Below are 25997 nucleotides of genomic sequence, written 5' to 3'. Positions count from 1 at the left end.
CCGTGATACGCCACACCATCGAACCCCGCCCCCACTGGCAGCGGACCGTGGAGGAGCAGGGGCTGATCTACCCCCTCTCCCGGCACGCGGACGGCGAACTGCGCCCCTACTGGGACGAGAGCGCCTACTACTCCTTCACCCTCGACGAGGTCGAGACCCTGGAGGAGACCGTCGAGGACCTGCACCGCATGTGCCTCGCGGCGGCCGACCACATCGTCCGCGCGCACCGCTTCACCGACCTCGGCATCACCGACCCCCGGACCGTGGCCGCCGTCACCGAGTCCTGGCACCGCCGCGCCGAACTCCCTTCCCTCTACGGCCGGTTCGACCTGCGCTACGACGGCACCGGCCCGGCGAAGCTGCTGGAGTACAACGCCGACACCCCCACCTCGCTGGTCGAGGCGGCGTCCCCCCAGTGGTTCTGGATGGAGGACCGCTTCCCCGGCGCCGACCAGTGGAACTCCCTCCACGAACGCCTCGTCGCCGCCTGGAAGAGACAGGGCGCTCTGCTGCCGCCCGGCAGCCCCCTGTACTTCGCGCACTCCACCGCCGACGAACTCGGCGAGGACCTGATGACCGTCGCCTACCTCAAGGAGACGGCGGAACAGGCGGGGATCGACACGGACTGGATCCCCGTCGAGGACATCGGCTTCGACCGCCTCTCCGGCAGGTTCGTCGACAACAAACTCAGGTTCATCCGCAGCTGCTTCAAGCTCTACCCCTGGGAGTGGCTCACCACCGACCGCTTCGGCGAGCACGTCCTCGACACCCTCGACAACGGCGGCGGCACCGGCACCACCCTGTGGATCGAGCCCGCCTGGAAGATGCTCCTCAGCAACAAGGCGCTGCTGGCGATCCTCTGGGAGCTGTATCCCGGCCACCCCAACCTCCTCCCCGCCTTCCTCGACGGCCCCCGCGAACTGGCCGACGCCGGGTACGTCTCCAAGCCGCTCCTGGGCCGCGAGGGCGCCGGGGTCGTCGTCCACCCGGCCGGCGCCGCCGTCGTCGTCCGCGACGAACCCTGCTGCTATCAGCAACTGGCCCCCCTGCCCGCCTTCGACGGGAACCACGTCGTGCTGGGGGCGTGGACCGTCGAGGGGGAGGCGGCGGGGCTCGGGATGCGGGAGTCGGCGGGGCTGGTGACGGACGAGTACGCGAGGTTCGTGCCGCACGTCATCCGGTGAGTTTGAGACTTTTCGGCGATCGACCAGGAACGTTCGCCGAAAAGTCTCACAGGGTAGGTCAGTGAAACCATAGAAGCCATGACGACCGCGAAATTCGTGCTCGAAGTGACCGTCGACCCCGAACGCCCAGCCGAAGAACTCGGCCGGGCCCTGCGCTACTGGGGCGGAAACCTCCACCACTACGACCTGAAACCCGGCGACGGGTCCGCCATCTATGACTCTGTTCACCGCGAAGTGGGCCACTGGCGGATCGAGGCCACCGGGTAGGCTGGCCGAGGGCCGTGACTGGCGCGCTGGGATGGGACGGACCATCGGGGAGCGGCCCGGAATCACCAGTGCCGTGCGCCTGGGCCGAACCTGAACACCGAACGCCGTAGCCCTACGTCCGGAGGTCTCATGTCCGAGCCCCTCTCCACCCAGTCCACCGCGTTCCGCGCGGCCCTCGACGTCATCCGCGCGGTGGAGCCGCGCGTGGCCGACGCGATCGGCCAGGAGGTCCACGACCAGCGCGAGATGCTCAAGCTGATCGCGTCCGAGAACTACGCCTCCCCGGCGACCCTCCTGGCCATGGGGAACTGGTTCAGCGACAAGTACGCCGAGGGCACGGTCGGCCGCCGCTTCTACGCCGGGTGCCGCAACGTCGACACCGTCGAGTCGCTCGCCGCCGAGCACGCCCGCGAGCTGTTCGGCGCCCGGCACGCGTACGTCCAGCCGCACTCCGGGATCGACGCGAACCTCGTCGCCTTCTGGGCCGTCCTCGCGGACCGCGTCGAGGCGCCGTTCCTGGAGAAGACCGGCGTCCGCCAGATCAACGACCTCTCCGAGGCGGACTGGGCCGAGCTGCGGCAGGCCTTCGGCAACCAGCGGATGCTCGGCATGTCCCTGGACGCGGGCGGCCACCTCACCCACGGCTTCCGCCCCAACATCTCCGGCAAGATGTTCCACCAGCGCTCCTACGGCACCGACCCGGCGACCGGCCTCATCGACTACGACGCCCTGCGCGCCCAGGCCCGCGAGTTCAAGCCGCTCATCCTCGTCGCCGGGTACTCCGCGTACCCGCGCCTCGTGAACTTCCGCCTCATGCGGGAGATCGCGGACGAGGTCGGCGCGACCCTCATGGTCGACATGGCGCACTTCGCGGGCCTCGTCGCGGGCAAGGTTCTCACCGGCGACTTCGACCCCGTCCCGCACGCCCAGATCGTCACGACCACGACCCACAAGTCCCTGCGCGGCCCGCGCGGCGGCATGGTCCTGTGCGACGACTCCCTCAAGGACCAGGTCGACCGGGGTTGCCCGATGGTCCTCGGCGGCCCGCTGCCCCACGTCATGGCCGCCAAGGCCGTCGCCCTGGCCGAGGCCCGCCGGCCCTCCTTCCAGGACTACGCCCAGCGCATCGTCGACAACTCCCGCGCGCTGGCCGAGGGCCTGATGCGGAGGGGTGCCACCCTGGTGACCGGCGGCACGGACAACCACCTCAACCTCATCGACGTCGCCACGTCCTACGGTCTCACCGGCCGCCAGGCGGAGTCGGCCCTCCTCGACTCCGGCATCGTCACCAACCGCAACGCCATCCCCGCCGACCCCAACGGCGCCTGGTACACGTCCGGCATCCGCATCGGTACCCCGGCACTGACGACGCGTGGTCTGGGCGTGGGCGAGATGGACGAGGTGGCGGGCCTGATCGACCGAGTCCTGACGGCGACGGAGGCGGGGACGACGAAGTCGGGGGCGCCTTCGAAGGCGGCCCACGTCCTGGACGAGAAGGTGTCCCAGGAAATCGCCCAGCGAGCGACGGATCTGGTCCAGGGCTTCCCCCTGTACCCGGAGATCGACCTCGGCTGAGCCGGCCACAAGACCACCCGACGCTGGGTGAGTGCCCACTGGGTCGGGTGGTTTTGGTGGGTGGGCGGCTGCGGGTTCGTTGTGGTTGTTCGCGCAGTTCCCCGCGCCCCTAAGGAGGCGGCTGCGCCGCCATGGCCGCGTACTCGTGTTCAGGCTTCCTCGGCGCCGGGTATGCGCCCACTGGCTCGGGTGGTTTTGGTGGGTGGGCGGCTGCGGGCTTGTTGTGGTTGTTCGCGCAGTTCCCCGCGCCCCTAAGGAGGCGGCTGCGCCGCCATCGTCGCGCGCCCGCACCCTCAAACACCGGGCCCTCCTCCAACACCGCGCACTCGCACCCCCGAACGCCGGGCCCTCTTCCAGCACCGCGCGCCCGCATCCCCGAACGCCGGGCCTTCTTCCAGCACCGCGCGCCCAATCTCCACGAACGCCGGTTGAGTGCCCACCAACTCAGCCACCCTCTCCGGCCACCGGCCGCGAAGGAGCCGAAGGGGCGCGTCGGTGTCGAGGGCGCGGGCGCGCGGAGGCCCGAAGGGCTGAGCACGGTCGTGTCCTCGACACCGACTTGGGCGCCCCGTAGGCGAGAGAGCCAATGTCACAGCCCCGCGCGCCAGCCCGACAACCAACGCCCACAAAAAACCAAACCCCTCAACGCCGGCCCCCCAACCCCACCCGTTCCCAACCGCCCCCCAAGACCTGAGACAATGACCCCATGGCCTCTGCTCGCCCCCGCGTACTCTCCGGCATCCAGCCCACCGCCGGCTCGTTCCACCTGGGCAACTACCTGGGTGCCGTCCGTCAGTGGGTGGCGCTCCAGGAGTCGCACGACGCGTTCTACATGGTCGTAGACCTGCACGCGATCACGATCCCGCAGGACCCGGCGGAGTTGCGGTCGAACACTCGGCTCGCGGTGGCGCAGCTGCTCGCGGCGGGGCTGGACCCGGAACGCTGCACGCTGTTCGTGCAGAGCCACGTCCCGGAGCACGCGCAGCTCGCGTGGGTGATGAACTGCCTGACGGGGTTCGGCGAGGCGTCGAGGATGACGCAGTTCAAGGACAAGTCGGCGCGGCAGGGCGCGGAGAGCGCGAGTGTCGGACTGTTCACGTACCCGATCCTCCAGGTCGCGGACATCCTGCTGTACCAGGCGAACGAGGTGCCGGTCGGTGAGGACCAGCGGCAGCACATCGAGCTGACGCGTGACCTCGCGGAGCGGTTCAACGGCCGGTTCGGGGAGACGTTCACGATTCCGAAGCCGTACATCCTGAAGGAGACGGCGAAGATCTACGACCTTCAGGACCCGGCGGTCAAGATGAGCAAGTCGGCGTCCACGCCGAAGGGTCTCATCAACCTCCTCGACGAGCCGAAGGCGACCGCGAAGAAGGTCAAGAGCGCCGTCACCGACACGGAGACGGTCGTCCGCTTCGACACCGTGAACAAGCCCGGCGTCAGCAACCTGCTCACCATCCACTCGACGCTGACCGGCAAGAGCATCGCCGAGCTGGAGGCGGAGTACGAGGGCAAGATGTACGGCGCTCTCAAGACGGACCTCGCGGACATCGTCGTAGATTTCGTGACCCCCTTCAGGGAGCGCACGCAGCAGTACCTGGACGACCCGGAGACGCTGGACGCGATCCTCGCGAAGGGCGCGGAGAAGGCGCGTTCCGTGGCCGCCGAGACCCTCGCCGCCACCTACGACCGGGTGGGTTTCCTCCCCGCGAAGCACTGACCCGCGAAGCGCTGAGCGCCCGCGCGCACAGGACCGTCACCGGCGTCCGCCGGTCAAGAGCGCTGCACATCACTCCGGCCACGCCTGCCCGTACGCGGGCCGTGGCCGTACAGTCGATAGCCGGACGGCACGGACACCGGCAGCACAACCAGACGACAGGAGACGACGTGGGGACCGTAACGATCGGCGTGTCGATCGCGGTCCCGGAGCCTCACGGCAGCCTGCTCCAGGAGCTGCGCGCGAGCTTCGGCGACGCCGCCGCGCACGGCATCCCCACGCACGTCACTCTGGTGCCGCCGACGGAGGTCGACGGTGACGCGCTCCCGGCGGTCCAGGCGTACCTGACGGACGTCGCCCGCGCGGGCCGCCCGTTCCCGATGCGCCTGTCCGGGACCGGCACGTTCCGCCCGCTCTCCCCGGTGGTCTACGTCCGGGTCGTCGAGGGTGTCGAGGAGTGCGCCCGCCTCCAGCACCAGGTCCGTGACGCGTCCGGGCCGGTCGCCCGCGAACTCCAGTTCCCGTACCACCCGCACGTGACGGTCGCCCACGGCATCGACGACCCCGCGATGGACCGCGCGTTCGAGGAGCTGTCCGGCTACGAGGCCGAGTGGTCCTGCACGGGCTTCTCCCTCTACGCGCAGGGCCCCGACGGTGTCTGGCGGACCCTGCGGGAGTACCCGTTCGGCACCGCGACGGTCCCGCCGCAGGCGTCGGCGCCGGTGGACTCGGTCCCCAGCCTGTAGACCTACACCGGCAGCCTCCGGAACACCCCCCGCGGCACATGCCGCAGCGCCGACATCACCACCCGCAGCACCCCCGGCACCCACACCGTCTCCGCCCGCCGCCGCAGGCCCACCTCGATGGCCGTCGCGACCGCCTCGGGCGTGGTGGCGAGGGGCGCCTCCGGGAGGCCCGCCGTCATCTTCGTCCGCACGAACCCGGGGCGGACGACCATGACGTGCACGCCGGTGCCGTGGAGGGCGTCGCCGAGGCCCTGGGCGAACGCGTCGAGGCCGGCCTTGCTGGAGCCGTAGATGAAGTTCGCGCGCCGGGCGCGTTCCCCGGCGACGGAGGAGAGCACGACGAGCGACCCGTGGCCCTGCGTCTGGAGCGCGCGGGCGGCGACGAGGCCGGAGGAGACGGCCCCGGTGTAGTTCGTCTGCGCCACGCGCGCGGCGGCGAGGGGCTCGCGCTCGTCCTGCGCCTGGTCCCCGAGGACGCCGAACGCGAGGAGGACGACGTCGATGTCCCCCTCCGCGAAGACCTTCCCGAGCGCCGTCTCGTGGGACTCGGCGTCGAGCGCGTCGAAGGCGACCGTACGGACGTCCGCGCCGAGCTTTCGCAGTCCGGTGGCGGCGTTCTCCAGCGCGGGGGAGGGGCGGCCGGCGAGCCATACCGTGCGGGTGCGGCGGGCGATGAGGCGGCGGGCGGTGGCGAGGGCGATCTCGGAGGTGCCGCCGAGGATCAGGAGGGACTGGGGGAGGCCGAAGGCGTCTTTCACCGTGACTCCGTTTCAGATTTCACCGTGACTTGTTTTTAACTGAGTCTCATTTTTAGAGGGACAGTCGGCGCGCGAGGTCGGACACGAACACCCCGCGCGGGTCGAGCTGGGCGCGCAGTTCGCGGAAATCGTCCACGCGCGCGTACATCGCCGCCAGCAGCTCCGGCCGCAGCCGGGAGTCCTTGGCGAGGTACACGCGCCCGCCCGCGCCGGCGACCTCGTCGTCCAGCTCGTCCAGGAAGCCCGCGAGGCCGGGCAGGGCGGCGGGGATGTCGAGCGCGAGGGTCCAGCCGGGGCGGGGGAAGGACAGCCACCCGGGGTCGCCGTCCCCGAACCGCTTGAGGACCGCGAGGAACGACGGGCAGCGCCGCTCGGAGATCCGCCGGACGATCCGCCGCAGCGCCTCCTCCTGCCCGTGCCCGACGACGAACTGGTACTGCACGAACCCGGCCCGCCCGTAGATCCGGTTCCAGTGCGGAACGCCGTCCAGGGGGTGGAAGAACGTGGAGATCCGCTGGAGTTCACCGGCACGCGTGCGGGGGGCCCGCCGGTACCAGAGCTCGTTGAAGGCGCCGACGGTCGTGCGGGTCAGCAGGCCGCCGGGGAGGAAGGCGGGAGCGGCGGGGAGCGTCGGGGGGCGAAACGCGAGGGGGTGCGTGCGCGCGCGTGCGGAGAGGGCGTCCAGGGGTGCGTGGTCGCCGCGCGTGAGGACGGCTCGGCCGGTGGACGTCCCGCGCGCGAGGAGGTCGATCCAGGCGACGGAGTACCGGTGGTGCCGGTCGCTCTCCGTCAGCTTGGCCATCAGGTCGTCGAGGTCGGCGGCGCGTTCCGTGTCGACGGCCATCAGGGACGTCTCGACGGGCAGCAGGCGCACGCGCGCGGTGAGGATCACGCCGGTCAGGCCCATGCCCCCGGCGGTCGCGTCGAACAGGGGGGTGCCCTGGCGGACGGTGCGGACCGTGCCGTCGGCGGTGAGGAGCTCGAACGAGGGGACGTGCCGGGCGAAGGAGCCGGACGCGTGGTGGTTCTTGCCGTGGATGTCGGCGCCGATCGCGCCCCCGACGGTGACGTACCGGGTCCCCGGGGTGACCGGCACGAACCAGCCCAACGGGAGCAGGACCTCCATCAGGCGGTGCAGGGAGACGCCCGCGTCGCACAGGACGATCCCCTCGGAGGCGTCGATCGCGTGCACCTTGTCGAGGCCGGTCATGTCCCAGACGGCGCCGCCCGCGTTCTGCGCCGCGTCCCCGTACGCCCGTCCCAGGCCCCGGGGGATCCCTCCCCGGGCCCCGCAGCCCCGGACGGCCGCGACGGCCTCCTCGTACGTCCCTGGGCGGATCAGGCGGGCCGTGGAGGGAGCGGTGCGGCCCCATCCGGTGACGGAAACTCCGGTGACGGAAGCGGTCTCGGCAGGCATGTCGGCGACCGTAGCGCCCCTTTGCGGGCGTTTAGTCCTGAAACCTCGTCAACATCAAATCCACTCCCCGAAATGGGTGATAAATGGGTCTCCACCCCCGGTGTGCGCGCCCGCGTCGCTCCCCTGTGCCGCCGCGCGCTCTGCCGTCGTGCGGACGGCGTGTGCTTGCGTGGGGGCGAGTGAGGGCAGCCGGGTCGGCCGAGTTCGGGAGTCGCCGTGGGGAACGATCGGTTGGTGGTCCATGCGTTCGCGGGGCAGGGGGACTTCTCGCTGGCGCCGCTGGTGGGGGTGCTGGACGCGCAGGACGTCGTGGAGGAGGCGTTGCAGGAGGTCGCCGCCGAAGGCGACCCGGTGGCGCGGGAGTTCGGGGTGGGGCCGGTCGTCTCGCGGCTGCTGAGCGGGGAGTTGAGAAGTTCCCGGGAGCTGGCGGACGGGCCGGTGGGGACGCCGCAGTACGCGCTGTTCGCGTGTTCGGTGGCCGTGCACCGGGCGCTGTGCCGTTCGGGGTTCGCCCCGGACCGGGTGGTCGGGATGAGCTTCGGCGACATCGCGGCCTGCGTGGCGGCGGGGGTGCTGGACGTCGCGGACGGCACCCGGATCGCCTGCCTGGTGGCCCGCGCGCTGAGGGGCCACCCCGGCGGGATGCTCCTGGTGGAGCCCCCGGCGGCGGACGACGGCCCGGAGGCCGAGGCGTACCGGCTGCTGGCCGCCCTGCACCTCCCCGGCCTCGTGCTGGCCTGCGTCAACGACGACCGCCGGGTCGTCCTCACCGGCCCGTCCGACACCGTCGGCCTCGCCGAGCAGCTCCTCCTCGGGCTCGCCCTGCCGGTCGTCCGGCTCCGGCTGCCGTTCCTGTGCCATCACCCCGAACTGGAGGACGACGCACGGCGGTTCGTCGAGAGCATCCGGGACGTGCGGGTCGACGCCGCCCGACTGCCGGTGTACTCCTCGCTGTTGGGCCGGGCGTACCGGCAGGGCGACGACGTGCGGGAGGTCCTGTCGTACGGGCTGACCCGGCCGGCCCGGTTGCCGGGGGTGCTGCGGCAGGCGGTGCGCGGTGGTCCGGCGGTGGTGCTGGAGGCCGGTACGGGGAGCGCGTTGACGCGCAGCGCACGGGAGTTGTTCGCGGGGCGGGACGTGACGGCGGTGGCGCCGTTGACGATGGGCGGGTTCGCCTGGGCGGCGGGGGTGCCGAATGGGCGGTGAGCCTCTGCCGGTGGAGGGTGGTGATATCACGTCAGCTCTGCTGCGCTGTGCGGCTGTTCTCGGGGACGCCGGGCAACTCCTGGCCGACATCGGCCGGTTGGCGGACGTCCAGGCGAGGGCGGCGGTGCGGCGGCCCGCGCTGCACCTGGCGCTGGCCAACCACTACGTGCTCTGCCTCAACGCGGTCGTCTCCTTCGGGGCGCGGGACGACGCCTGCCTCACACCGGCCCGTGAGGCGCTGGAGCGAGGGGCCGCGAAGGGGGTGTTCCTGGTGACGGAGGTCGGGCGGGCGGGCAGTCACCTCGGGGCCCGCACGACCGCCGAATTCGATCCGGGCACAAGGGAGTTCGTGATCGACACGCCCGACGCGGACGCCGCGAAGTTCTCCGGCGTGCGGCCCGACGAGGTGCCCGCGTTCGGTGCGGTCATCGCGCGGACGGTGGTCGGGGGCGTGGACCGGGGGACGTTCGCGTTCCTCGTGGACCTCACGGACGGCGAGCGGGCCACGCCGGGTGTGGAGTTCTCGGCGCCGCTCACGGCGAGCGCGCTGCCGCTGGCGTACGGGCTGATCCGGTTCCGGAACTGCCGGGTGCCGTACGGGCGTTGGCTGTCCGACGGGGCATGGGTCGACGCGGCGGGGCAGTTCACCGACCCCTCGGGCCCACCCGGCGCCCGGCTGCGCCGGACCATGTCGGTCGGGCAGGCCCTGTGGGCGACGGTGCCGTCCGTGATGGCGGCGATGGCCGGGCGGGCGGCCGTCTCCGCACTCCGGTTCGCGGAGCGTCGTCCGACGCCGTCGGGGGCGCCGCTGCTGGCTCAACCCACCCACCAGCGGGCCCTGTTGGGGGCGCTGTCCGGCGCGTACGCGCTCTCGTGCGCGGCGGACGCGGCGCTCGCGGCGTGGCGGACGAAGGCGTCGGAGGGGCCCGCGTCGCAGGCGGCGGTGTCTCCGTGGGTGGCCGTGGACGCGTCGCTGGCGCTGCTGAAGGCGGTGTCGACTCAGGAGGCGGCACGGGTCGTCGAGGTGTGCCGGCGGCACTGCGGGCTCGCGGGGTTCCTGGACGTCAATCTGCTGGAGGGGTATCTCGGCGCGGCGCAGGCGTTCACCGTGGCGGGCGGGGACAACGCGCTGATCTTTCTGGACACGGGGCGGGCAGCGCTCGGCGTGGACCGCGACGTCCCGTCCGTACCGGGACAGTTGACCGACCCGAGCTGGTGGCCGAGGGTGGCCCGCGCGCACGAGGCGAGGCTCGCGGCCGAGACCTCCCCCGACGATCCGGTCCGCCTCAAGGAGCTCGGCGAGGCGACGGCGGCGGCCCTGTTGGCCGACACTCTCGCCGAGCACTCTCTCGGCACCTTCTTCGGCCTCCTCCAGGCCGACCGCGCCGCCGGCCGCCTCGTCGCGACCGGCGTCCTCACCCCCGACGACGTACGCGCCCTCCCGAAGGCGATCGACGCCCTGTGCGCCGAACTCGCTCCCCAACTCCCGGACCTGACCGCACAGTTCGACGGGGACGCCGCTCCTCCGCTCGGCGCCCCGCACTACGCCCGAGCCCTGTGGGATCACTTCGCGAACTCGCCCGCCTGAGGCTCCCGTACGACCACGTCACAGGGGAACTCGACCCGCAGCAGCACCTCCTTGAGCCGCCGGGTCACCTGGTCGCGGACGGTCTGGCCGGCCCCCCGGGCGGTGACGTGCAGCCGGTACCGCTGCCGCCCGATCCCCCCGCGCCCGGCGGCGGACCGGACGATCTCGGTCCGCACGTGCAGCACCCCGGGCAGCGCGCCCACCAGCTCCCGCACCCAACGCAGGGAGACCCGGTCGCCGTTGATGACGACGAAGTCGGCGATCCGGCCGCAGAAGAAGAGGTGCCCGCTGTCGTCGACGCGGAACACGTCCCCGGTGGCGACGGTGTCCGCCGCGACGAGTCCGCGCCGCCCGGCCGCGCCGTACCCGACGCGCCGGACCATCGCGCTGGGTGTCGTCACGAGGAGTTCGCCCTTGAGGCGTTCGCCGCGCACGGCGACCTCGACGCCGGGCAGCGGGAGGCCGACGGAGGTGTACCGCTCGGGGGGTGCGCGGTGGGCGGCGAGGGTGGAGACGCGGGGGCCGGCCTCGGTGAGCCCGTAGGTGAGGTACAGCTCGCCGCCCCGGTGCCGGGCGAGGAGTTCCTTGACGTGGGTGGCCTCCAGGGAGTCCCCGCCGACGGTCAACACCCTGAGACAGGACGGGAGTTCGTGGGTGTCGTCGAGGAACGAGCGGACGAGGGACGGGGAGAGGGAGGAGACCGTCACGCCGTGCCGGCTGAGCCCCTCCCGGTAGGTGCCGGGCACGAACGGGGGTCCGCTGAGGACGAGCCGGGCGCCGGTGACGACCCCGGCGAGGGCCTGGGCGACGAGCGCGAAGGAGTAGTGCAGCGGCAGGTTGAGCCACACGGTGTCGGCGCCGCGCAGCCCGATCGCCTCCGCGTGCCGGCGCGCGTTGTCGAACAGGGCGGCGACCCGGTGCAGACAGCCCCCGGCGGTGCCGGAGGTCGCGGAGGTCATGACGATCGCCTGCCCCGGTTCGTAAGAGCGGGGGTGGGCGGTGGCGATACGGCGGACGACGAGGTCGGGGGCGGAGGTCGCGAGGGCGGCGGCGCCGAGCGCGTCCGCGACGATGCGGCGCCGGTGCTCGGGGCAGTTGCGCGGCAGCAGGACGGGGACGAGGCCCGCGTAGTGGGCGGCGAGGAAGGCGGTGAGCTGGGTGTGCGGGTCGGGGACGGCGACGAGGACCGGGCTGCCGGGTGGCAGTGCGGCACTCGCGAACGCCTCCCGCACGTCCGCGAGTGCCCGCCGACGCACCGGCTGTCCGGTGTCGGTGTCGACGCGGGTGCTGAGGTAGTCGGCCACCTGTTCCTCGGGCGGGACGGGCGTGAGGGTGCTCAACGTCAACTGCCTTTCGTGGTCGGCTTGGTGAGAAAGCAGCAGTCGTACGCAAGGTGCGGGGCAGGAGGAGAGGCGGCGAAGCGGCGAGGTGGGGGGAGAGCCGGAGCGGCACGCACCACGGCTACGGGGTGTCATGCCCTGGTCACCAGATGGTGGCCTCCCTCAGTCAAACCACCTGTCCGCCGCCTGTAAAGGACGCATGGTCGGCATTGCGGCGCGCACGGACGGACGGCGGCCCTCCGCCGTGCCGCGCGGTGCGCCCCCGGCTCGCGCGGGGCGCGGTGCGAGCCGTACTGCTTCGCGTGTGCCTCGCCCGTCGTCGTGGTGCTGTGCGAGAACGAGAGGGCGGCGCCGGGCGGCCGTCGAACGCCGGTTCCCTGTCCCTCCTCGACCGGCGCGGGCCGCGCGGCGTCCGCCTGCTCCGGTCCCCTCTGTGCGGAAGGCTGCGTCATGAACATACCGATAGGCGTCGTCGGCGCCGGTTCCTATCTGCCGGTGCGGCGGCGGACCAACGACGAGGTCGCGCCGGCGGCCGGAGTGTCGGCGGAGTGGATCGCCGGCCGGACGGGGGTGCTGGCCCGGCATGTGGCGGCGCCGGAGGAGGCGGCCTCGGATCTGGCGGCCTCGGCCCTCAAGCCGGCGCTGGCCGCAGCCCGTTGGGAGGCCGAGCAGCTGGATCTGATCGTGGTGGCGACCTCGACGCCGGACGAGCTGGGGCCCGCGACAGCGTGCCGGGTGCAGGCGCTGACGGGGGCGCGGCACGCGGTGGCGCTGGATGTGACGGCGGCGTGTTCGGGCTGGCTGTTCGGGGCCCGGGTGGCGCGGGACTGGCTGGCCGTGGACAGGTCGGCGCGGTGTGCGGCGGTGGTCGGCGTCGAGGCGTACTCGAAGTTCGTGGACCCCGCCGACCGGGCCACCGCCTCCCTGTTCGGGGACGGCGCGGCGGCCACCCTCCTCGGCCCGGTCGCCGAGGGGCACGGCTTCGGTGCGTTCACGCTCGGTTCGGACGGCCGGTTCGCGGACCACGCGATGATCGCGGCGGGCGGCAGCCGGGTCCCGGTGGGTGCCGACGGCCAGCGGATCACCATGAACGGCAAGGGAGTTCGCGATTTCATCCTGGACGTCTTCCCGCGCATGCTCGCCCACGCGCTGGCCCAGGCCCGGGTGACACTGGACGACGTCGCCCTCGTCGTCACCCACCAGCCGAACCCCGTCCTGCTCCAACGGGCCGCCCGCGACATGGGGGTGACGGATCGTCAACTTGTCGTGGTGGGCGACGAGGTGGGGAACATCGGCGCCGCGAACATCCCCTACGCACTGGCGAAAGCGGCGTCCGAGGGGCGGCTGCGCGACGGCGACCTGGTCGTGCTCATCGCGTTCGGCGGCGGGGTCACCTGGGGGACGACGCTGCTGCGCTGGACGGGCGCCCCTGCCGTACGGGTCGCCCCGGCCGCGAACCGGCTCCAGCCGCGCTGACCGGACTCGCCGCGATCAGGGGGCCGGTGTCCGGCTTCTTCGACGGCGGCGTGCAGGATGGGGGCATGAGCGTAGTCAAGATCAACGTACTGACCGTCCCCGCCGAGCAGCGCGAGACCCTGGAGAAGCGGTTCGCCTCCCGCGCCCACGCCGTCGAGAACTCCGACGGCTTCGAGTGGTTCGAACTCCTCCGCCCGGTCGAGGGCACCGACACCTACCTCGTCTACACGCGCTGGCGCGACGAGGCGGCCTTCCAGGCGTGGATGGAGGGCCCGATGAAGCAGGCGCACCAGGGCGGGGCCGAGGGCGAGCGCCCGAAGCCGGCGTCCTCCGCTTCGGAGCTGTGGTCGTTCGAGGTCGTGCAGCAGGCGGGGCCGAAGGGCGAGTAAGGGGTCTTGAGGTGGCGGGCCGGGGGTGCTTCCGGGTGCCTCCGGCCCGCATATCGGGGGTCGGCCGGCTCGTGTCTCAGGGCTGGACGGGGAGCGACTCGGCCGTCTTCAGCGCCGCCGAGTTCGTCGCGGGTGTCCCCGCCGTGGTCGACGACGGAGAGGTGGGGTGGCGTTCCAGCAGGGTGTGCAGGGCGACGCGCGTCTCGTCGTCGTGTTACCGCCTCCGGGCAGTGGCCGCAAGGGGGTTGACCCCCCGGCGGACCGGCGGGCCTGTCGGAGTGTCCCGGCAACTCGGTCTCCCTAGCGTGTCGTTGTGTGAAAGCACTCTCGAAACGCCTCGCCCTCTGCGGAGTTCTCGCTCTCGCCGCACTCCCCCTGACCGCCCCGACCGCGACGGCCGCCGACCCGCTGGCCCGCTTCCACGAGCAGCGGCTCGACTGGAAGAACTGTGTGACGGGGCCGGACGACAGCACCGGGAAGGAGTTGGAGAAGGCGGGCGCCAAGTGTGCTGAGGTGACCGTGCCGTTGGACTACGCGAACCCCGGCGGCCGGACGATCGGCGTCGCGATATCGCGTATCCGGGCGACCGACACAGCGCACCGCGTGGGTCCGCTGCTCCTCAACGGCGGTGGTCCCGGCGGGGCGACGATCGGGGATCCGCCCTGGATCCACGGCGCGCTGAAGGAGGTCGCGGGGCGGTACGACGTCGTCGGGGTGGATCCCCGTTTCGTGGGCCGCAGTACGCCGCTGGACTGCAAGTGGCCGACGGGGACGTCTCTTTGGGGCGCCGGGAGCCGGTTCGAGCGGGCGGCGTCCTTCGCGCGGGACCTCGCCGAGCGGTGCCGGCGGAACGCCGGGGACGTCCTGCCGTTCGCGACGACCCGCAACACCGCGCGCGACATGGATGTGATCCGGGCGGCGCTCGGTGAGCGGAAGGTCTCCTATCTGGGCTACTCGTACGGGAGTTACCTGGGCGAGGTGTTCGCGACGATGTTCCCCGACCGGGTCGAGCGCATGGTCCTGGACGGCGTCATCGACCCCGCCGCCTACTCCCCGCGCCTCCTGCGGCAGACCGAGTCCGCGAACCGGGCCGCGCTGGACGACTGGGCGGCCTGGACGGCGAAACGGCACGCGGCGTACGGGCTGGGCGCCACCCGCGCCGCCGTCCTGAAGACGGTGGACCGCATCCAGGCGGCGGCGACACGGAAGCCGCTCACTGTGGGTGCCTACCGGGTCGACGAACGCCTCGTACCCGTCGTCCTGGTGAACGGCCTCTCCCAGGACAACGACCGGGCGTACGGTGAACTGGCGTCCTCCGTAAGGGATTTGAGGCACGCCGCACAGGGCACGCCGGTCGAGCCGAACCCCACGCTGGCGGAGACGCTCAGGTTCACGCTGACCGGCGAGGAGTCGTCGTACGGCAGCGTGCAGTCCGCGATCCTGTGCGGCGATGTGGCCGCGTCACACGATCCCGAGGAGTACCGGCGGGACATCGAACGCAGTCGACGGAGCGAGCCGCTGCTCGCGCCGGTCACCCGGAACATCGGCCCCTGCGCCTTCTGGGACGCCCCGCGCGAGGCCCCGACGAAGGTCCGGGACGACTTCCCGGCGCTCCTCGTCAACGCCACCGGCGATCCGCGCACCACGTACGCGGGCGCCCTCGCCCAGCACCGCAACTGGCCGTCGTCGCGGCTGATCACGCTGGACGGACCGGCGCAGCACGCGGTGTTCGGGGTGTACGGCAACTCCTGCGCCGACGACGGGGTCCGCGCCTATCTGGCGAGCGGGCGCCTGCCGGCCGGGGACGTGACGTGCCGGGCCTGAAATGACCGAAGGCCCCGCTTCCCGAGAAGCGGGGCCTTCTTCATTCGAGCGCCGGGCAAGCCTTGCACTTGCATCTCCCCGCAGGAAGCGGGGCATCTTTCCTTGGACCACCAACGCATCGTCGTCCGGCCCGAGTTGGGCCCTTCGGCGTGAGATCCACTATACCCGTTCACGGGCCCGCGCCGCACCGCACCGCCTTACGACGCCTTCACCTTTCCTTCACTCCTGCTTGAAGGTACAAGGGAGTTCGACTGCTAGTTTTCGGCCAGGCCCCTTCCCCCACCACCGCCCCGAGGACCCCCATGCCGACTTCCCCCCTCCCCAGCGCCCACGGGCGCCACCGCAAGCCCCGCCCGATACACCCGGCCGTCCGCCGGGCCCTGTTGGCCATGGCCGTGGCGCCGGTCGCCGGGACGATCCTGGCCGGGCAGTCGGCGTTCGCCGCCGGGAAGGCCGACGCGGCCGGGGCCGGCGTGACGGAACTCGACGCGGCCGAGCAGCAGATCGCGGCCAACCTCGACGTGCGCGTCAACGACGTCCGGCTCGGCACGACGTTCAGCGGTGTCGTCGTCGACTCCGAGTCCGACAGCCGGATCTGGGGCCACGACGCGGCGACGGCCCTGATGCCCGCGTCCAACACCAAGCTCGGCACGTCGGTCGCCGCGCTGACGGTCCTCGGCCCCGATCACCGCTTCACCACGAAGGTCGTCTACGGCGACGGCACGCTCACCCTCGTCGGCGGCGGTGACCGCACGCTGACGACGGCCGACCTCCAGGAGCTGGCGAAGACGGCCGTCGCCGGGCTGAAGGCGGCGGGCCTGACCACCGTCAAGGTCCGTGTCGACGACAGCCTCTTCCCCGAGCCCTCGCTCGCCACCGGCTGGAACGCCGGTTACTACCCCGACAACATCGCCCCGGTCCGTGCGCTCGTCGTGGACGGCCACGGCGTGACCGACACCTCCCTCGACGCGGGCCAGGTCTTCGCGAAGCAGCTCGCCGCGCAGGGTGTGACGGTCGACGGCGCCGTCGCGCACGCCACGGCGGGCTACTCGGACGCACCCGTCGCCGTGCACACCTCGGGGACGCTGTCCTCGATCGTCGAGCACATGCTGAAGGTCAGCGACAACAACATCGCCGAGACCCTGCTGCGCATGACCGCGCTCGGCGCGGGCCGCCAGGCCACGTTCGAGGACGGCACGGCCGTCGTCCGCGACGTGCTGAGCGAGCGGTACGGCGTCTCGCTGGACAACTACGAGATCCACGACGGCAGCGGGCTGTCCCGGGCGAACCGGATCCCGGCGCAGACCCTCGCGCAGATCCTCGACCTCACGACCGACCCGCGCTACCGCGACGTCCTCGGGTACATCAAGGACGGGCTGCCCGTCGCGGGCGAGGCCGGTGCGACGCTCGGTCCCGAGTGGGGGCGCTTCGACACGGCCGACTCCTCGTGCGCCGTCGGCAAGGTGATGGCCAAGACCGGGACGCTCACCGGGGCGATCGCGCTCAGCGGGTTCACGCAGGCGAAGGACGGGCGGTGGAAGGTGTTCTCGTTCGTCGAGAACAACTCGACGGCGGCGCCGGCGGACACGAAGGACGCGCTGGACGGGTTGGCGGCGACCGTCAACGGGTGCTGGGCGTAAGGGAGTCGGGGTAGCCGGGCGGGGTCACACCGCGTCCGGCAGCCTGAGCGCCAGGCCGTCCAGGACGACGTCGAGCCCGTACCGGAACTTCGCCTCCCGGGCCTCGGCTGGACCTTGCCCCTGCTGCGCGTGGTAGCCGTCGGCGAGGTGCGTGTAGCCGGCCGCCGCCTGCTGCGCCGCCGGCATCAGGCGGGCGACGAACTCGGTCTCCGTGTCGCCGGAGCGGGCGACCGTGCTGAGCCAGGCGGCCTCGGTGGCGCTCATGCCGGTGACGTACGACAGGAGCGCGGAGATCGCGTCGCCGGGTTCGGGGAAGCCGGCGCGGACGAAGAGGGCGGCGAGGCTCTCGGTGCGGGACATCAGGTTGGGGCCGAGGTAGGCGAGGCCCGCCTGCCCGAGGACGGAGGCCAGCCAGGGGTGGCGCAGGGTCGTCGCCCGGAAGGAGAACGCCGCCTCGGTGACGGCCGTCCGCCACGGCCCGTCCACCGGCACGGAGATCTCCCCGAAAACCTCGTCGGCCGCCAGCTCCATCAGCTCTTCCTTGGTGGCGACATGCCGGTACAACGAGGTCGCCCCCGCATTCAGCCGCGCCCCCAGCTTCCGCATACTGAGCGCCTCGACCCCCTCCCCGTCCAGCATCCCGACCGCCTCCCGCACGATCGCCCCCCGACTCAACGCAGGCTGCTCCGCCTCACGCCGGGGCCGGGCCCACACCGAGGGGATCGGATTCCGCTTGGCCGTCATGACGCTCGCTCCTGTTCCGCACGGGTGGGTCGGTCGGGGCCAGCCTACCCTGCGGTGCGTACACTGTTCCCGACTTGCGTACATCGTTCACGACCTGCATGCCGCGTCCCGACGACGCGACCGCCCTGGCGGCGCTGCGCGCGATCCGCGCCCACCTCACCGACGACGGCACCGCTCTCGTCTCCCTGTTCACCCCGGAGCAGGCCGCCGGTGACATCCTCGCCGAACAGGGCTTCGCGCACCTCGACCTCGCCGACGTCGCCCGCCGCGCCGAGGTCGGCAAGACGACCGTCTACCGGCGCTGGGGAACCGTCACCGCGCTCGTCGCCGACCTCCTCACCGACATGGCCGACCAGTCCCTCCCCCGCAGCGCCACCGGCTCCCTCCTCGACGACCTCAAGGCCAACGCCCACCTCGTCCGCCGCACCCTCACCGACCCCCGCCAAGGCGCCCTCTTCCGCGCCGTGATCGCCGCCGCCACCGGCGACCCGAACACCGCCGAGGCCCTGCACCGCTTCTACGCCGTCCGCGTCGAGGAGTGGGCGCCCTGCGTCCGCGAGGCCGTCGACCGGGGCGAACTCCCGGCCGACACCGACCCCCACGAGGTGATCCGCGCCGTCTCCGCGCCCCTCTACTACCGTCTCCTCACCACGGCCGCCCCCCTCACCGAACCCGACGCCGACCGGGCCGCCGAGGCAGCGGTGGCGGCTGCGCGGGCGGGGGTGTTCGTGCGGGCGGCGAACCACTGAGCGGCCGGGTGAATCACCCGCCTCGCAGGCGTGAGTTCTCATGAGCACCACGCACCACCAACCGACCGAGCGGCCGAATCACCCGCCCGCGGCCCCGCACACCTCAGGGCGCGGACGGGGACATAGGTGAGCGCCAGGCAGCACCGGCCGTCCGGGCGAGCCGCACGCCACCGCGCCCCCGCACACCCCAGAACACAGGCGAGGACCTAGGCGAGCACCAAACAACACCGCCCCGCCAAACGAACCGCACGCCCCACGGCACAGACAGGGCCGCCCTCCCCACTGACGCGTGCATGAAGCCGGCCGACGCCCACCGCCGCTCCCGTACTCCCCTCACCCCCGCACCACCACCGCCTTCTCCATCCGAGCCGCCACCACCATCACTCCGAGCGCCACCACCACGATCCCCGCCCCCACATACAGAGGTGACCGATACCCCAGCCCCACCGAGATCGCCACACCCCCCAGCCAGGCCCCCAACGCGTTCCCCACGTTGGACGCCGACACGTTCGCGCTCGCCGCCAGTGCCGCCCCGCCCGCCTGGTCGGTGACGCGGGTGATCATCCCCGGGACGCTCGCGAAGCCGGTCACGCCCATCACGAACACCAGGACCACCGAGGCCGGCCCGCTCCCCGCCAGCAGCCCGAACACCGCGAGGGTCGCGGCGAGCCCCGCCAGTGCGAGGACGAGCGCCCGGTCCCGGTCCTGGTCGGCCGCGCGCCCGCCGATCAGGTTGCCGACGACCAGGCCGGCCCCGTACACCATCAGCAGCCAGGCGACGTCGCCGGAGGAGAAGCCGCCGACCTCGGTGAACGTGTAGGCGAGATAGGTGAACGCCCCGAACATCCCCCCGTAGCCCAGCGCGGTGGCGATGAGGGTGAGCCACACCTGCCAGGACCGGAACGCGAGGAACTGCTCGCGCAGACCGCTCACCGAGGAGGGGGCGCGGTCCACCGGAACCAGCAGGGCGATCCCCGCGAGCGCGACGACCCCGATCCCGGACACCGCCCAGAAGGAGACCCGCCACCCCCACCGCTCCCCGACGAACGCGCCGAACGGCACGCCGAGGACGTTCGCGACGGTCAGCCCGGCGAACATGACCGCGACCGCCCGGGACTTCTTCTCGGGCCCGACGAGGCTCCGGGCGACGAGGGACCCGATCCCGAAGAACGACCCGTGACACAGGGCCGCCACGATCCGCCCCAGCATCATCAGCTCGTAGTTCGGCGCGACCGCCGAGAGCATGTTCCCGACGACGAACAGGCCCACCAGGCCCACCAGCACCTGCTTGCGCGGCATCCGTGCCGTGGCCGCCGTCAGCGCGATCGCCCCGATCGCGACGGACAGCGCGTACCCGGAGATCAACTGCCCCGCGACCGCCTCGGACACCTCGAAACTCGCCGCCACCTGTGGCAGCAGCCCGGCGATGAGGAACTCGGTCAGCCCGATCCCCAACCCCCCGAGCGCCAACGCGATCAGTCCGACCGGCACGTGTCACCCTCTCCTTCACACGGCAGACGCCCCGATGCCGACCGGCACCGAGGCGTCACCATGCCATCACGATCACCCGTGAAGCACACCCGCTTTACGAGACCCCCGCTATTCCCCGTCGAATTCGACGGATCCGGAGAACGCCGAGGCCATCCGCAGCCACGGCCGCGCCTCCTCGTGCCGGCCCAGCCGCTCCAGCGTGCGGCCCAGCATCAGGTGCGCGTAGTGCTCGACCGGATCCCGCTCCACGACCCGCCGCAACTCCTGCTCCGCACGGCCCAGTTGGGCCGAGTGGTAGTAGGCGCGGGCCAGCAGCAGCCGGGGCGCCGTCTGCTCCGGGAACTCCTCGACGACCTCCGCGAGCAGCTTCGCGGCGCCGATGTAGTCCTTCGCCTCGAACAGCAGCCCCGCCCGCTCCCAGCGCTCCGTCACGCTCTCCTCACGGGCCGCGCCGGGGCCGCCGTCGAAGAGGTGCAGGGCGCTCGCCCAGCGGTCGGGCGCGATGCCGTCGGTCGCCGCGTAGGCGTTGAACTCGCTGGTCACTGGTCCTCCAATCGGCACTGCACGCGGATCGCGAGCAGGTTGACGAGTCAACTTCGTCACGAAGAACACGGCCGGGGAGGGGAGTATTCCGGGGCCGCGAACGGACACCCCCACCCCATCAACCCCGTACCGGATTCCCCCGAGGCCGGATCACCGCGTTCGGCAGTTCCGGCGCCGGGAGGCGGTCGCCGGGGTAGCCGTGGACCGCGCCGAAGCGGTCGGACGCCGACTGCCACGCCTCCCGCGCCTCGACGATGTCCTCGTGGGACCGTCCGATGAAGTTCCACCACATGACGATCTCCTCCCCGAAGGGCGGGCCGCCGAGGAGGACGGTCCGGGCGGGGGCGGGGGACTCGTTCGTGAGGGTGAGGGTGTCGGAGCCGGTGGGGAGGTACCCCAGGTCGGCGGGGGTGAGGAGGGTGCCGGCGAGGCGGACGTCCCCGGCGTCGACCAGCAGGCCGTGCTCGAAGGCGGGGTCGACGGCGAGGGTGACGCGCGCGCCCGGTTCGAGGAGGATCTCGGCGCCCAGGAGGGGCGTGAAGGTGCGTACGGGTGAGGTGTCGCCGGCGAGGGAGCCCAGGAAGACGCGGATCTCGGCACCGTCCAGAGCGACCGGCGAGGGGACGTGGTGCTGGAAGTCCCGTGCGGTGTCGCGGTGTTCGTCCGGCAGCGCGACCCACAGCTGGACGCCGTGCAGGATCGTGGTCGCCGGCGTCGACACCTCGGAGTGGCAGATGCCGTACCCGCTCGTCATGAGGTTCATCTCGCCGGGCCGGACCATGGCGTGGCTGCCGAGGCTGTCCCGGTGCTCGATCTCCCCGCTGAACAACCAGCTCACCGTCTGGAGGCCGATGTGCGGATGCGGGGCGACGTCCATGCCGGCGCGCTCGGTGACGTCGTCGGGGCCGTAGTGGTCGACGAAGCACCAGGCGCCGATCAGTGTCCGCGCCCGCTGCGGCAGCGTCCTGCGCACCCGCATCGCCCGGGGCCCGCCGAGGGGCACCTCCCGCGCGGTCAGCACCTCGACGGCCGCCCCGCCCTCGTCCCCGCCGCACTTCAACGCCACGGGTTCGCTCTCGACGTTGCTCATCGGGACCGCCTCTCCCACGATCTGGTTGTCACATCAACGATCATGCCACGGACGACGCCGCACCCCACGCCCCTACCTCACTCCTCGGCAGCCGCCTCGTCGATCTTCCCCACCACCCGCTCCGACACCTCCGCCAGCATCCTCAGCTCCGCCGGCGTCACATGGTCGAGGAACAGCTCCCGCACCGACCGCACGTGCCGGGGCGCCGCGACCTCGATCATCGCGCGCCCCTCGGCCGTGATGACGGCGAACGCCCCCCGCCCGTCCTCCACGCACTCGTCCCGCTCCACCAGCCCCCGCTTCACCATCCGGGCGATGTGGTGGGACATCCGGCTCTTCTCCCATTCGAGGGCCCGCGCGAGGTCGAGGATGCGCCGCCGCCCGTCGGGGACGTCCGTCAGTTCGACCAGCACGGCGAAGTCGGCGGCTGAGACGTTGGACTCGGCCTGGAGAGAGCGCGCGAGGTTCCCCCGGAGCCGGTCGTTCAGGCGGAGGAACCCCCGCCAGGCCCGCTGCTCCTCCGGCGTCAGCCACCGCACCTCTCGCTCCATGCACCCAGTGTAGTTGACACTTCACCGAACCCCGAGTGCCTTGGAACCCTGAAACCGCGCTGAAACCGCGTTGAACCGCCCCCCACCCACGCTCTCCCCATGACAACCACCCACACCCCACCCCTCGCGATCGAAGCCGAGGACCTCCACAAGGCGTACGGCGACAAGCGCGTCCTCACCGGCATCGACATCCGTGTCCCCACCGGCACCGTCTTCTCCCTCCTCGGCCCGAACGGCGCCGGCAAGACCACGGCCGTCGGGATCCTCTCCACCCTCCTCACCCCGGACGCCGGCCGGGCGAAAGTCGGCGGTCACGACCTCAGCACGGCCGCACACGCCGTCCGCACCACGATCGGCGTCACCGGCCAGTTCTCGGCGGTGGACGGACTGATCACCGGCGAGGAGAACATGCTCCTGATGGCCGACCTGAACCACCTCCCCCGCCGGGAGGGCCGCAGGGTCGCCGCCGACCTCCTCGCCCGCTTCGGCCTCACGGACGCCGCGAGGAAACCCGCCGCCACCTACTCCGGCGGCATGAAGCGCCGCCTCGACCTCGCGATGACCCTGGTCGGCGGCCCCCGGATCATCTTCCTCGACGAGCCGACGACCGGCCTCGACCCGCGTTCCCGGCACGACATGTGGCGGATCGTCAGGGAACTGGTCACGGACGGCGTCACCGTCTTCCTCACCACCCAGTACCTGGAGGAGGCCGACGAACTCGCAGACCGCATCGCGGTCCTGGACGGCGGCCGGATCGTCGCCGAGGGCACCCCGGCGGAGCTGAAACGCCGGGTCCCGGGCGGCCACGTACGCCTGCGCTTCACGGACCCGGCGGCCTACGAGCAGGCGGCCACGGCCCTGCGCGAGACCACTCGGAACGACGACACCCTCACCCTGCAACTCCCCAGCGACGGCAGTCAGCGCGAACTCCGCGCGGTCCTGGACTGGTTGGACTCGGCCGGCATCGAGGCCGACGAACTCTCCGTCCACACCCCCGACTTGGACGACGTGTTCTTCGCCCTCACCTCAGCGCACACCAACTCCCCGAAGGAACACGTCCGATGACGACCCCGGCCCACCCCCTGCGCGACAACCTCACCATGCTCCGCCGCAACCTCCTGCACGCCCGCCGCTACCCCTCCCTCACCCTCAACCTCCTCCTCACCCCGGTCATCCTCCTGCTCCTGTTCGTCTACCTCTTCGGCGACGTGATGAGCGCGGGCATCACCGGCGGCCCGGCCGACCGCTCCGCGTACGTCGCCTACATCGTCCCCGGCATCCTCCTGATGACGATCGGCGGCACCGCGATCGGCACGGCGGTGTCGGTGTCGATGGACATGACGGAGGGCATCATGGCGAGATTCCGCACGATGGCGATCTCCCGCGCGTCCGTGCTGACCGGCCATGTCCTCGGCAGCGTCCTCCAGACCCTTCTGGCGCTGGCCGTCCTGCTGCTGCTCGGCGTGGCCATCGGCTTCCGCCCGGACGCGACGCCGCTGGAGTGGCTGGCGGCGGTCGGTCTGCTGGCCGGGATGAGTGTCGCCCTGATCTGGTTCGCCGTCGGCATCGGCCTGGCCGCCCCGAACCCGGAGGGCGCGAGCAACCTCGGCCTGCCCTTGATGATGCTGCCGATGGTGTCGAGCGCGTTCGTCCCGGTGAACTCGATGCCGGGCTGGTTCCGCTGGTTCGCGGAGTACCAGCCGTTCTCCCCGGCGATCGAGACCTTGCGCGGACTGCTGCTCGGCACGCCGATCGGCAACAACGGCTGGATGACGGCCGGTTGGTGCGTGGGTCTGTCGGTGCTGGGCTACTTCTGGTCGAAGGCGTTGTTCGTGAGGGAACCGAGGCGCTGAAGGACCCCCTCCCGCCCCAGCTCCGCGTACTCGTCCCGCGCCCGCGCGTACCCCTGCGCGTCGACCCGCTCCGCCGCCTCCCGGGCCCGCGCGGCGGACAGCACGGGGAAGTCCCGCGCCACCGGCACCAGTTCACTGAGCGCCACCAACCGCACCGCCCCGGCGTCCCCCTCCGCGAGCCCGGCCAGCGCGACGGCGAGCAGGACGGCCCCGTACGAGGCACCCGGCGGGAGTTGGGGCAGTAGTCCCCGCAACTCCGCGATCAGTTCACCGACTTGGTCGAGCCGTCCGTGCAGGGCGTGCGCGGCGAGTGTCGCGGCGCGCACCTCAAGGGACCACTTCAGCATGAAGGGGTCGTCGAGATCGGCCGTCCGGAGCTGCTCCTCCGTCTGCCGCCACAACCGCAGCCCCGCCTCGACCCGCCCCCGCGCGAGCGTGATCTCCGCGCGGGCGCCGAGGTCGGAGCTGAACGACTCGACGGACTCCGGCTGTCGGTCGGACGCGGCGAGCCCGTACCAGTACTCGGCCTCGTCGACCCGCCCGAGCTGGAGGCAGGCGAGGGTGAGGCCCCAGCGGACGCCGACGGGGTCGGACCAGTCGTTGTGGGAGCCGTACGAGCCGAGCGTGTCGTGGGCGGCGCGCAGATGCTCGTACGCCTCCTCGCCGCGTTCGCCGCGCAGGCAGAGTTCGCTGATGCGGCCGTGGGCGAGCACCAGCAGGGCGGGGTTGGCGGAGGAGCCGAACGCGGCGAGCGTGCGGCGGGCGTGGTGGAGGGCGCGCGGGGTGTCCTGGGCGGCGTCCCAGACGTAGCTGGCGAAGACGGACGCGGTCCCGGCGAGCAGCGGCTCGTCCGCCTCGCACAGTTCGGTGAGCCGCTCGTAGGCGGGCGGATGGATCTCCGGCACGGCGCACAGGACGACGGCCAGGGCGCGCGGCACGCTGTCCGGCGGGGCGTACGGCAGGCGGCGCAGGGTCACCAACTGCCGTACGGCGTGCGGGCCGTGGGCCATGAAGAGGGTGCCGGTGGCGACGACGGAGGCGCTGCGGAGAGTCTCGGTGTCCGCCGGGTCGTCGGGGTGGAAGCGGGAGAGGGGGCCCGCCGTGTCGTCGATGAGGTCGGCGAGGCGGGCGTAGTGGGACTCGGTGGCCCACAGGGAGGACAGGACGGCGGTGGTGGCGGCGGTCGTGGCGCCGTCGGTGCGGGTCAGGGCGTGGCGCAGGGCGAGGACGAGGTTGTCCTGTTCGGCGCGGACGCGGTCCCAGGCGGGGACGGGGGTGTCGGCGAGCAGGACGTCGTGGTGGGTGCGGCCGAAGTCCCGTGCCCAGCGCAGGAATCGGCCGGTGACGGCGTCGTCCTCACCGGCCTCGGTGCGCCGGGCCGCGCCGAACTCGCGGAGGGTCTCCAGCATGTGGAACCGGGTGCCGTGCGGGCCGTCGGTGACCTTCAGCAGGGACTGGCCGGTGAGCTGTTCGAGGAGGTCGAGGGGGTCGCCGTCGTCGAGGAGGTACGCGGCGGCCTCGGCGTCGAAGCCGCCGGGGAACACGGACAGGGCGCGCAGGGCGGTGCGGCCGTCGGGTCCGAGGAGGTTCCAGCTCCAGTCGACGACGGCCCGCAGGGTGCGGTGGCGTTCGGGGGTGTCGCGGGCGCCGCCGGACAGGAGGGCGAAGCGGTCGCGCAGGCGGCGGGAGACGTCGGCGACGGACAGGACGCGGACGCGGGCGGCGGCGAGTTCGACGGCGAGGGCGAGGCGCTCTCCGACGAGTTCCGGGAGAACCTCCAGAGCCACCTCTCGTACGCGAAGAACCCCCTCTACGCCCTCGTCCACGAGTCGATCTACGGCCAGGACGC

At 72.2% G+C, this 25997-nt stretch carries 23 protein-coding genes and 1 riboswitch; of the genes, 14 read left to right on the top strand and 9 right to left on the bottom strand.

Annotated features, from left to right (window positions below):
* The first annotated feature begins 2 nt into the window (after positions 1–2).
* From ACVNF4_RS10415 to ACVNF4_RS10395, 5 genes are all read left to right on the top strand, one after another.
* Complete coding sequence (locus tag ACVNF4_RS10415; protein ID WP_461802439.1) at positions 3–1184, top strand: glutathionylspermidine synthase family protein; 1182 nt, start codon at positions 3–5, stop codon at positions 1182–1184.
* A gap of 78 nt (positions 1185–1262) precedes the next feature.
* Positions 1263–1451 carry a hypothetical protein gene (locus tag ACVNF4_RS10410; RefSeq protein WP_461802438.1) on the top strand — a complete coding sequence of 63 codons (189 nt, stop codon included), beginning with the start codon at positions 1263–1265 and terminating at the stop codon, positions 1449–1451.
* A 4-nt stretch (positions 1452–1455) separates the two neighbouring features.
* A riboswitch (ZMP/ZTP riboswitch) is annotated at positions 1456–1543 on the top strand.
* A 37-nt stretch (positions 1544–1580) separates the two neighbouring features.
* Complete coding sequence (locus ACVNF4_RS10405; protein ID WP_461802437.1) at positions 1581–3026, top strand: glycine hydroxymethyltransferase; 1446 nt, start codon at positions 1581–1583, stop codon at positions 3024–3026.
* Positions 3027–3732: 706 nt separating this feature from the next.
* A complete protein-coding gene (gene trpS, locus ACVNF4_RS10400) occupies positions 3733–4746 on the top strand; it encodes a tryptophan--tRNA ligase (protein WP_461802436.1) in 1014 nt (337 codons plus the stop codon).
* A gap of 167 nt (positions 4747–4913) precedes the next feature.
* Positions 4914–5489 carry a 2'-5' RNA ligase family protein gene (locus ACVNF4_RS10395; RefSeq protein WP_461802435.1) on the top strand — a complete coding sequence of 192 codons (576 nt, stop codon included), beginning with the start codon at positions 4914–4916 and terminating at the stop codon, positions 5487–5489.
* A 2-nt stretch (positions 5490–5491) separates the two neighbouring features.
* Here ACVNF4_RS10395 and ACVNF4_RS10390 read toward each other — a convergent pair whose 3' ends face one another.
* Entirely contained in the window at positions 5492–6247 is a 756-nt protein-coding gene (locus ACVNF4_RS10390) for a decaprenylphospho-beta-D-erythro-pentofuranosid-2-ulose 2-reductase (RefSeq protein ID WP_461802434.1), read from the bottom strand.
* Between the two features lie 52 nt (positions 6248–6299).
* Positions 6300–7664: an FAD-binding protein gene (locus tag ACVNF4_RS10385; protein ID WP_461802433.1), complete on the bottom strand. Its 1365-nt coding sequence runs from the start codon at positions 7662–7664 to the stop codon at positions 6300–6302.
* A 216-nt stretch (positions 7665–7880) separates the two neighbouring features.
* On the opposite strand from ACVNF4_RS10385, the gene ACVNF4_RS10380 reads away from it, so the two are divergent.
* Both ACVNF4_RS10380 and ACVNF4_RS10375 read left to right on the top strand, forming a co-directional pair.
* The gene (locus ACVNF4_RS10380; RefSeq protein WP_461802432.1) at positions 7881–8870 is read left to right on the top strand and encodes an ACP S-malonyltransferase; all 990 of its coding nucleotides are present in this window, start codon (positions 7881–7883) and stop codon (positions 8868–8870) included.
* 10 nt (positions 8871–8880) lie between these two features.
* Positions 8881–10458, top strand: a complete 1578-nt coding sequence (locus tag ACVNF4_RS10375; protein WP_461802431.1) for an acyl-CoA dehydrogenase family protein — start codon at positions 8881–8883, stop codon at positions 10456–10458.
* Here the strand turns inward: ACVNF4_RS10375 and ACVNF4_RS10370 are convergent.
* Positions 10434–11798 carry a class I adenylate-forming enzyme family protein gene (locus ACVNF4_RS10370; protein ID WP_461802430.1) on the bottom strand — a complete coding sequence of 455 codons (1365 nt, stop codon included), beginning with the start codon at positions 11796–11798 and terminating at the stop codon, positions 10434–10436. The two genes, ACVNF4_RS10375 and ACVNF4_RS10370, sit on opposite strands and share 25 nt — an antisense overlap.
* 450 nt (positions 11799–12248) lie before the next feature.
* On the opposite strand from ACVNF4_RS10370, the gene ACVNF4_RS10365 reads away from it, so the two are divergent.
* The 4 genes from ACVNF4_RS10365 (at position 12249) to dacB (ending at position 17127) form a co-directional block, all read left to right on the top strand.
* Positions 12249–13274 carry a 3-oxoacyl-ACP synthase III family protein gene (locus ACVNF4_RS10365; RefSeq protein WP_461802429.1) on the top strand — a complete coding sequence of 342 codons (1026 nt, stop codon included), beginning with the start codon at positions 12249–12251 and terminating at the stop codon, positions 13272–13274.
* 65 nt (positions 13275–13339) lie between these two features.
* A complete protein-coding gene (locus tag ACVNF4_RS10360) occupies positions 13340–13663 on the top strand; it encodes an antibiotic biosynthesis monooxygenase family protein (RefSeq protein WP_461802428.1) in 324 nt (107 codons plus the stop codon).
* A gap of 315 nt (positions 13664–13978) precedes the next feature.
* Positions 13979–15487: an alpha/beta hydrolase gene (locus tag ACVNF4_RS10355; protein ID WP_461802427.1), complete on the top strand. Its 1509-nt coding sequence runs from the start codon at positions 13979–13981 to the stop codon at positions 15485–15487.
* A 302-nt stretch (positions 15488–15789) separates the two neighbouring features.
* Positions 15790–17127, top strand: coding sequence for a D-alanyl-D-alanine carboxypeptidase/D-alanyl-D-alanine endopeptidase (dacB, locus tag ACVNF4_RS10350; protein WP_461802426.1), 1338 nt, complete (start codon positions 15790–15792; stop codon positions 17125–17127).
* A 24-nt stretch (positions 17128–17151) separates the two neighbouring features.
* Here dacB and ACVNF4_RS10345 read toward each other — a convergent pair whose 3' ends face one another.
* A complete protein-coding gene (locus ACVNF4_RS10345; protein WP_461802425.1) occupies positions 17152–17871 on the bottom strand; it encodes a TetR/AcrR family transcriptional regulator C-terminal domain-containing protein in 720 nt (239 codons plus the stop codon).
* 74 nt (positions 17872–17945) lie between these two features.
* On the opposite strand from ACVNF4_RS10345, the gene ACVNF4_RS10340 reads away from it, so the two are divergent.
* A complete protein-coding gene (locus tag ACVNF4_RS10340) occupies positions 17946–18620 on the top strand; it encodes a TetR/AcrR family transcriptional regulator (protein ID WP_461802424.1) in 675 nt (224 codons plus the stop codon).
* A gap of 333 nt (positions 18621–18953) precedes the next feature.
* On the opposite strand, the gene ACVNF4_RS10335 is transcribed toward ACVNF4_RS10340, so the two are convergent.
* From ACVNF4_RS10335 to ACVNF4_RS10320, 4 genes are all read right to left on the bottom strand, one after another.
* Positions 18954–20111: an MFS transporter gene (locus ACVNF4_RS10335; RefSeq protein ID WP_461802423.1), complete on the bottom strand. Its 1158-nt coding sequence runs from the start codon at positions 20109–20111 to the stop codon at positions 18954–18956.
* Positions 20112–20219: 108 nt separating this feature from the next.
* Positions 20220–20654: a tetratricopeptide repeat protein gene (locus ACVNF4_RS10330; RefSeq protein ID WP_461802422.1), complete on the bottom strand. Its 435-nt coding sequence runs from the start codon at positions 20652–20654 to the stop codon at positions 20220–20222.
* A gap of 118 nt (positions 20655–20772) precedes the next feature.
* Positions 20773–21744: a pirin family protein gene (locus ACVNF4_RS10325; protein WP_461802421.1), complete on the bottom strand. Its 972-nt coding sequence runs from the start codon at positions 21742–21744 to the stop codon at positions 20773–20775.
* A 77-nt stretch (positions 21745–21821) separates the two neighbouring features.
* Positions 21822–22295: a MarR family winged helix-turn-helix transcriptional regulator gene (locus ACVNF4_RS10320; protein ID WP_461802420.1), complete on the bottom strand. Its 474-nt coding sequence runs from the start codon at positions 22293–22295 to the stop codon at positions 21822–21824.
* Between the two features lie 99 nt (positions 22296–22394).
* On the opposite strand from ACVNF4_RS10320, the gene ACVNF4_RS10315 reads away from it, so the two are divergent.
* Positions 22395–23360, top strand: a complete 966-nt coding sequence (locus tag ACVNF4_RS10315) for an ATP-binding cassette domain-containing protein (protein ID WP_461802419.1) — start codon at positions 22395–22397, stop codon at positions 23358–23360.
* Positions 23357–24148 (top strand): ABC transporter permease, encoded by a 792-nt coding sequence (locus tag ACVNF4_RS10310; protein ID WP_461802418.1) that lies wholly within the window; start codon positions 23357–23359, stop codon positions 24146–24148. Before ACVNF4_RS10315 ends, ACVNF4_RS10310 begins: the two co-directional genes overlap by 4 nt.
* On the opposite strand, the gene ACVNF4_RS10305 is transcribed toward ACVNF4_RS10310, so the two are convergent.
* The coding region (locus tag ACVNF4_RS10305) for an ATP-binding protein (protein ID WP_461802447.1) at positions 24103–25997 on the bottom strand (1895 nt) is incomplete at its 5' end. The two genes, ACVNF4_RS10310 and ACVNF4_RS10305, sit on opposite strands and share 46 nt — an antisense overlap.

It is taken from the genome of Streptomyces sp. S6 (genome assembly GCF_054880855.1).
The sequence above is the reverse complement of the archived record's forward strand: the minus strand, read 5'-3'. Positions and strand labels throughout refer to the sequence as shown.

Excerpts from the sequence above, each read along its gene's own strand:
- ACVNF4_RS10320 (WP_461802420.1), bottom strand. The coding sequence starts at position 22,295 with ATGGAGCGAGAGGTGCGGTGGCTGACGCCGGAGGAGCAGCGGGCCTGG.
- ACVNF4_RS10360 (WP_461802428.1), top strand. The coding sequence starts at position 13,340 with ATGAGCGTAGTCAAGATCAACGTACTGACCGTCCCCGCCGAGCAGCGC.
- ACVNF4_RS10325 (WP_461802421.1), bottom strand. The coding sequence starts at position 21,744 with ATGAGCAACGTCGAGAGCGAACCCGTGGCGTTGAAGTGCGGCGGGGAC.
- ACVNF4_RS10405 (WP_461802437.1), top strand. The coding sequence starts at position 1,581 with ATGTCCGAGCCCCTCTCCACCCAGTCCACCGCGTTCCGCGCGGCCCTC.
- ACVNF4_RS10410 (WP_461802438.1), top strand. The coding sequence starts at position 1,263 with ATGACGACCGCGAAATTCGTGCTCGAAGTGACCGTCGACCCCGAACGC.
- dacB (WP_461802426.1), top strand. The coding sequence starts at position 15,790 with ATGCCGACTTCCCCCCTCCCCAGCGCCCACGGGCGCCACCGCAAGCCC.
- ACVNF4_RS10315 (WP_461802419.1), top strand. The coding sequence starts at position 22,395 with ATGACAACCACCCACACCCCACCCCTCGCGATCGAAGCCGAGGACCTC.
- ACVNF4_RS10345 (WP_461802425.1), bottom strand. The coding sequence starts at position 17,871 with ATGACGGCCAAGCGGAATCCGATCCCCTCGGTGTGGGCCCGGCCCCGG.
- ACVNF4_RS10310 (WP_461802418.1), top strand. The coding sequence starts at position 23,357 with ATGACGACCCCGGCCCACCCCCTGCGCGACAACCTCACCATGCTCCGC.
- ACVNF4_RS10385 (WP_461802433.1), bottom strand. The coding sequence starts at position 7,664 with ATGCCTGCCGAGACCGCTTCCGTCACCGGAGTTTCCGTCACCGGATGG.
- trpS (WP_461802436.1), top strand. The coding sequence starts at position 3,733 with ATGGCCTCTGCTCGCCCCCGCGTACTCTCCGGCATCCAGCCCACCGCC.
- ACVNF4_RS10365 (WP_461802429.1), top strand. The coding sequence starts at position 12,249 with ATGAACATACCGATAGGCGTCGTCGGCGCCGGTTCCTATCTGCCGGTG.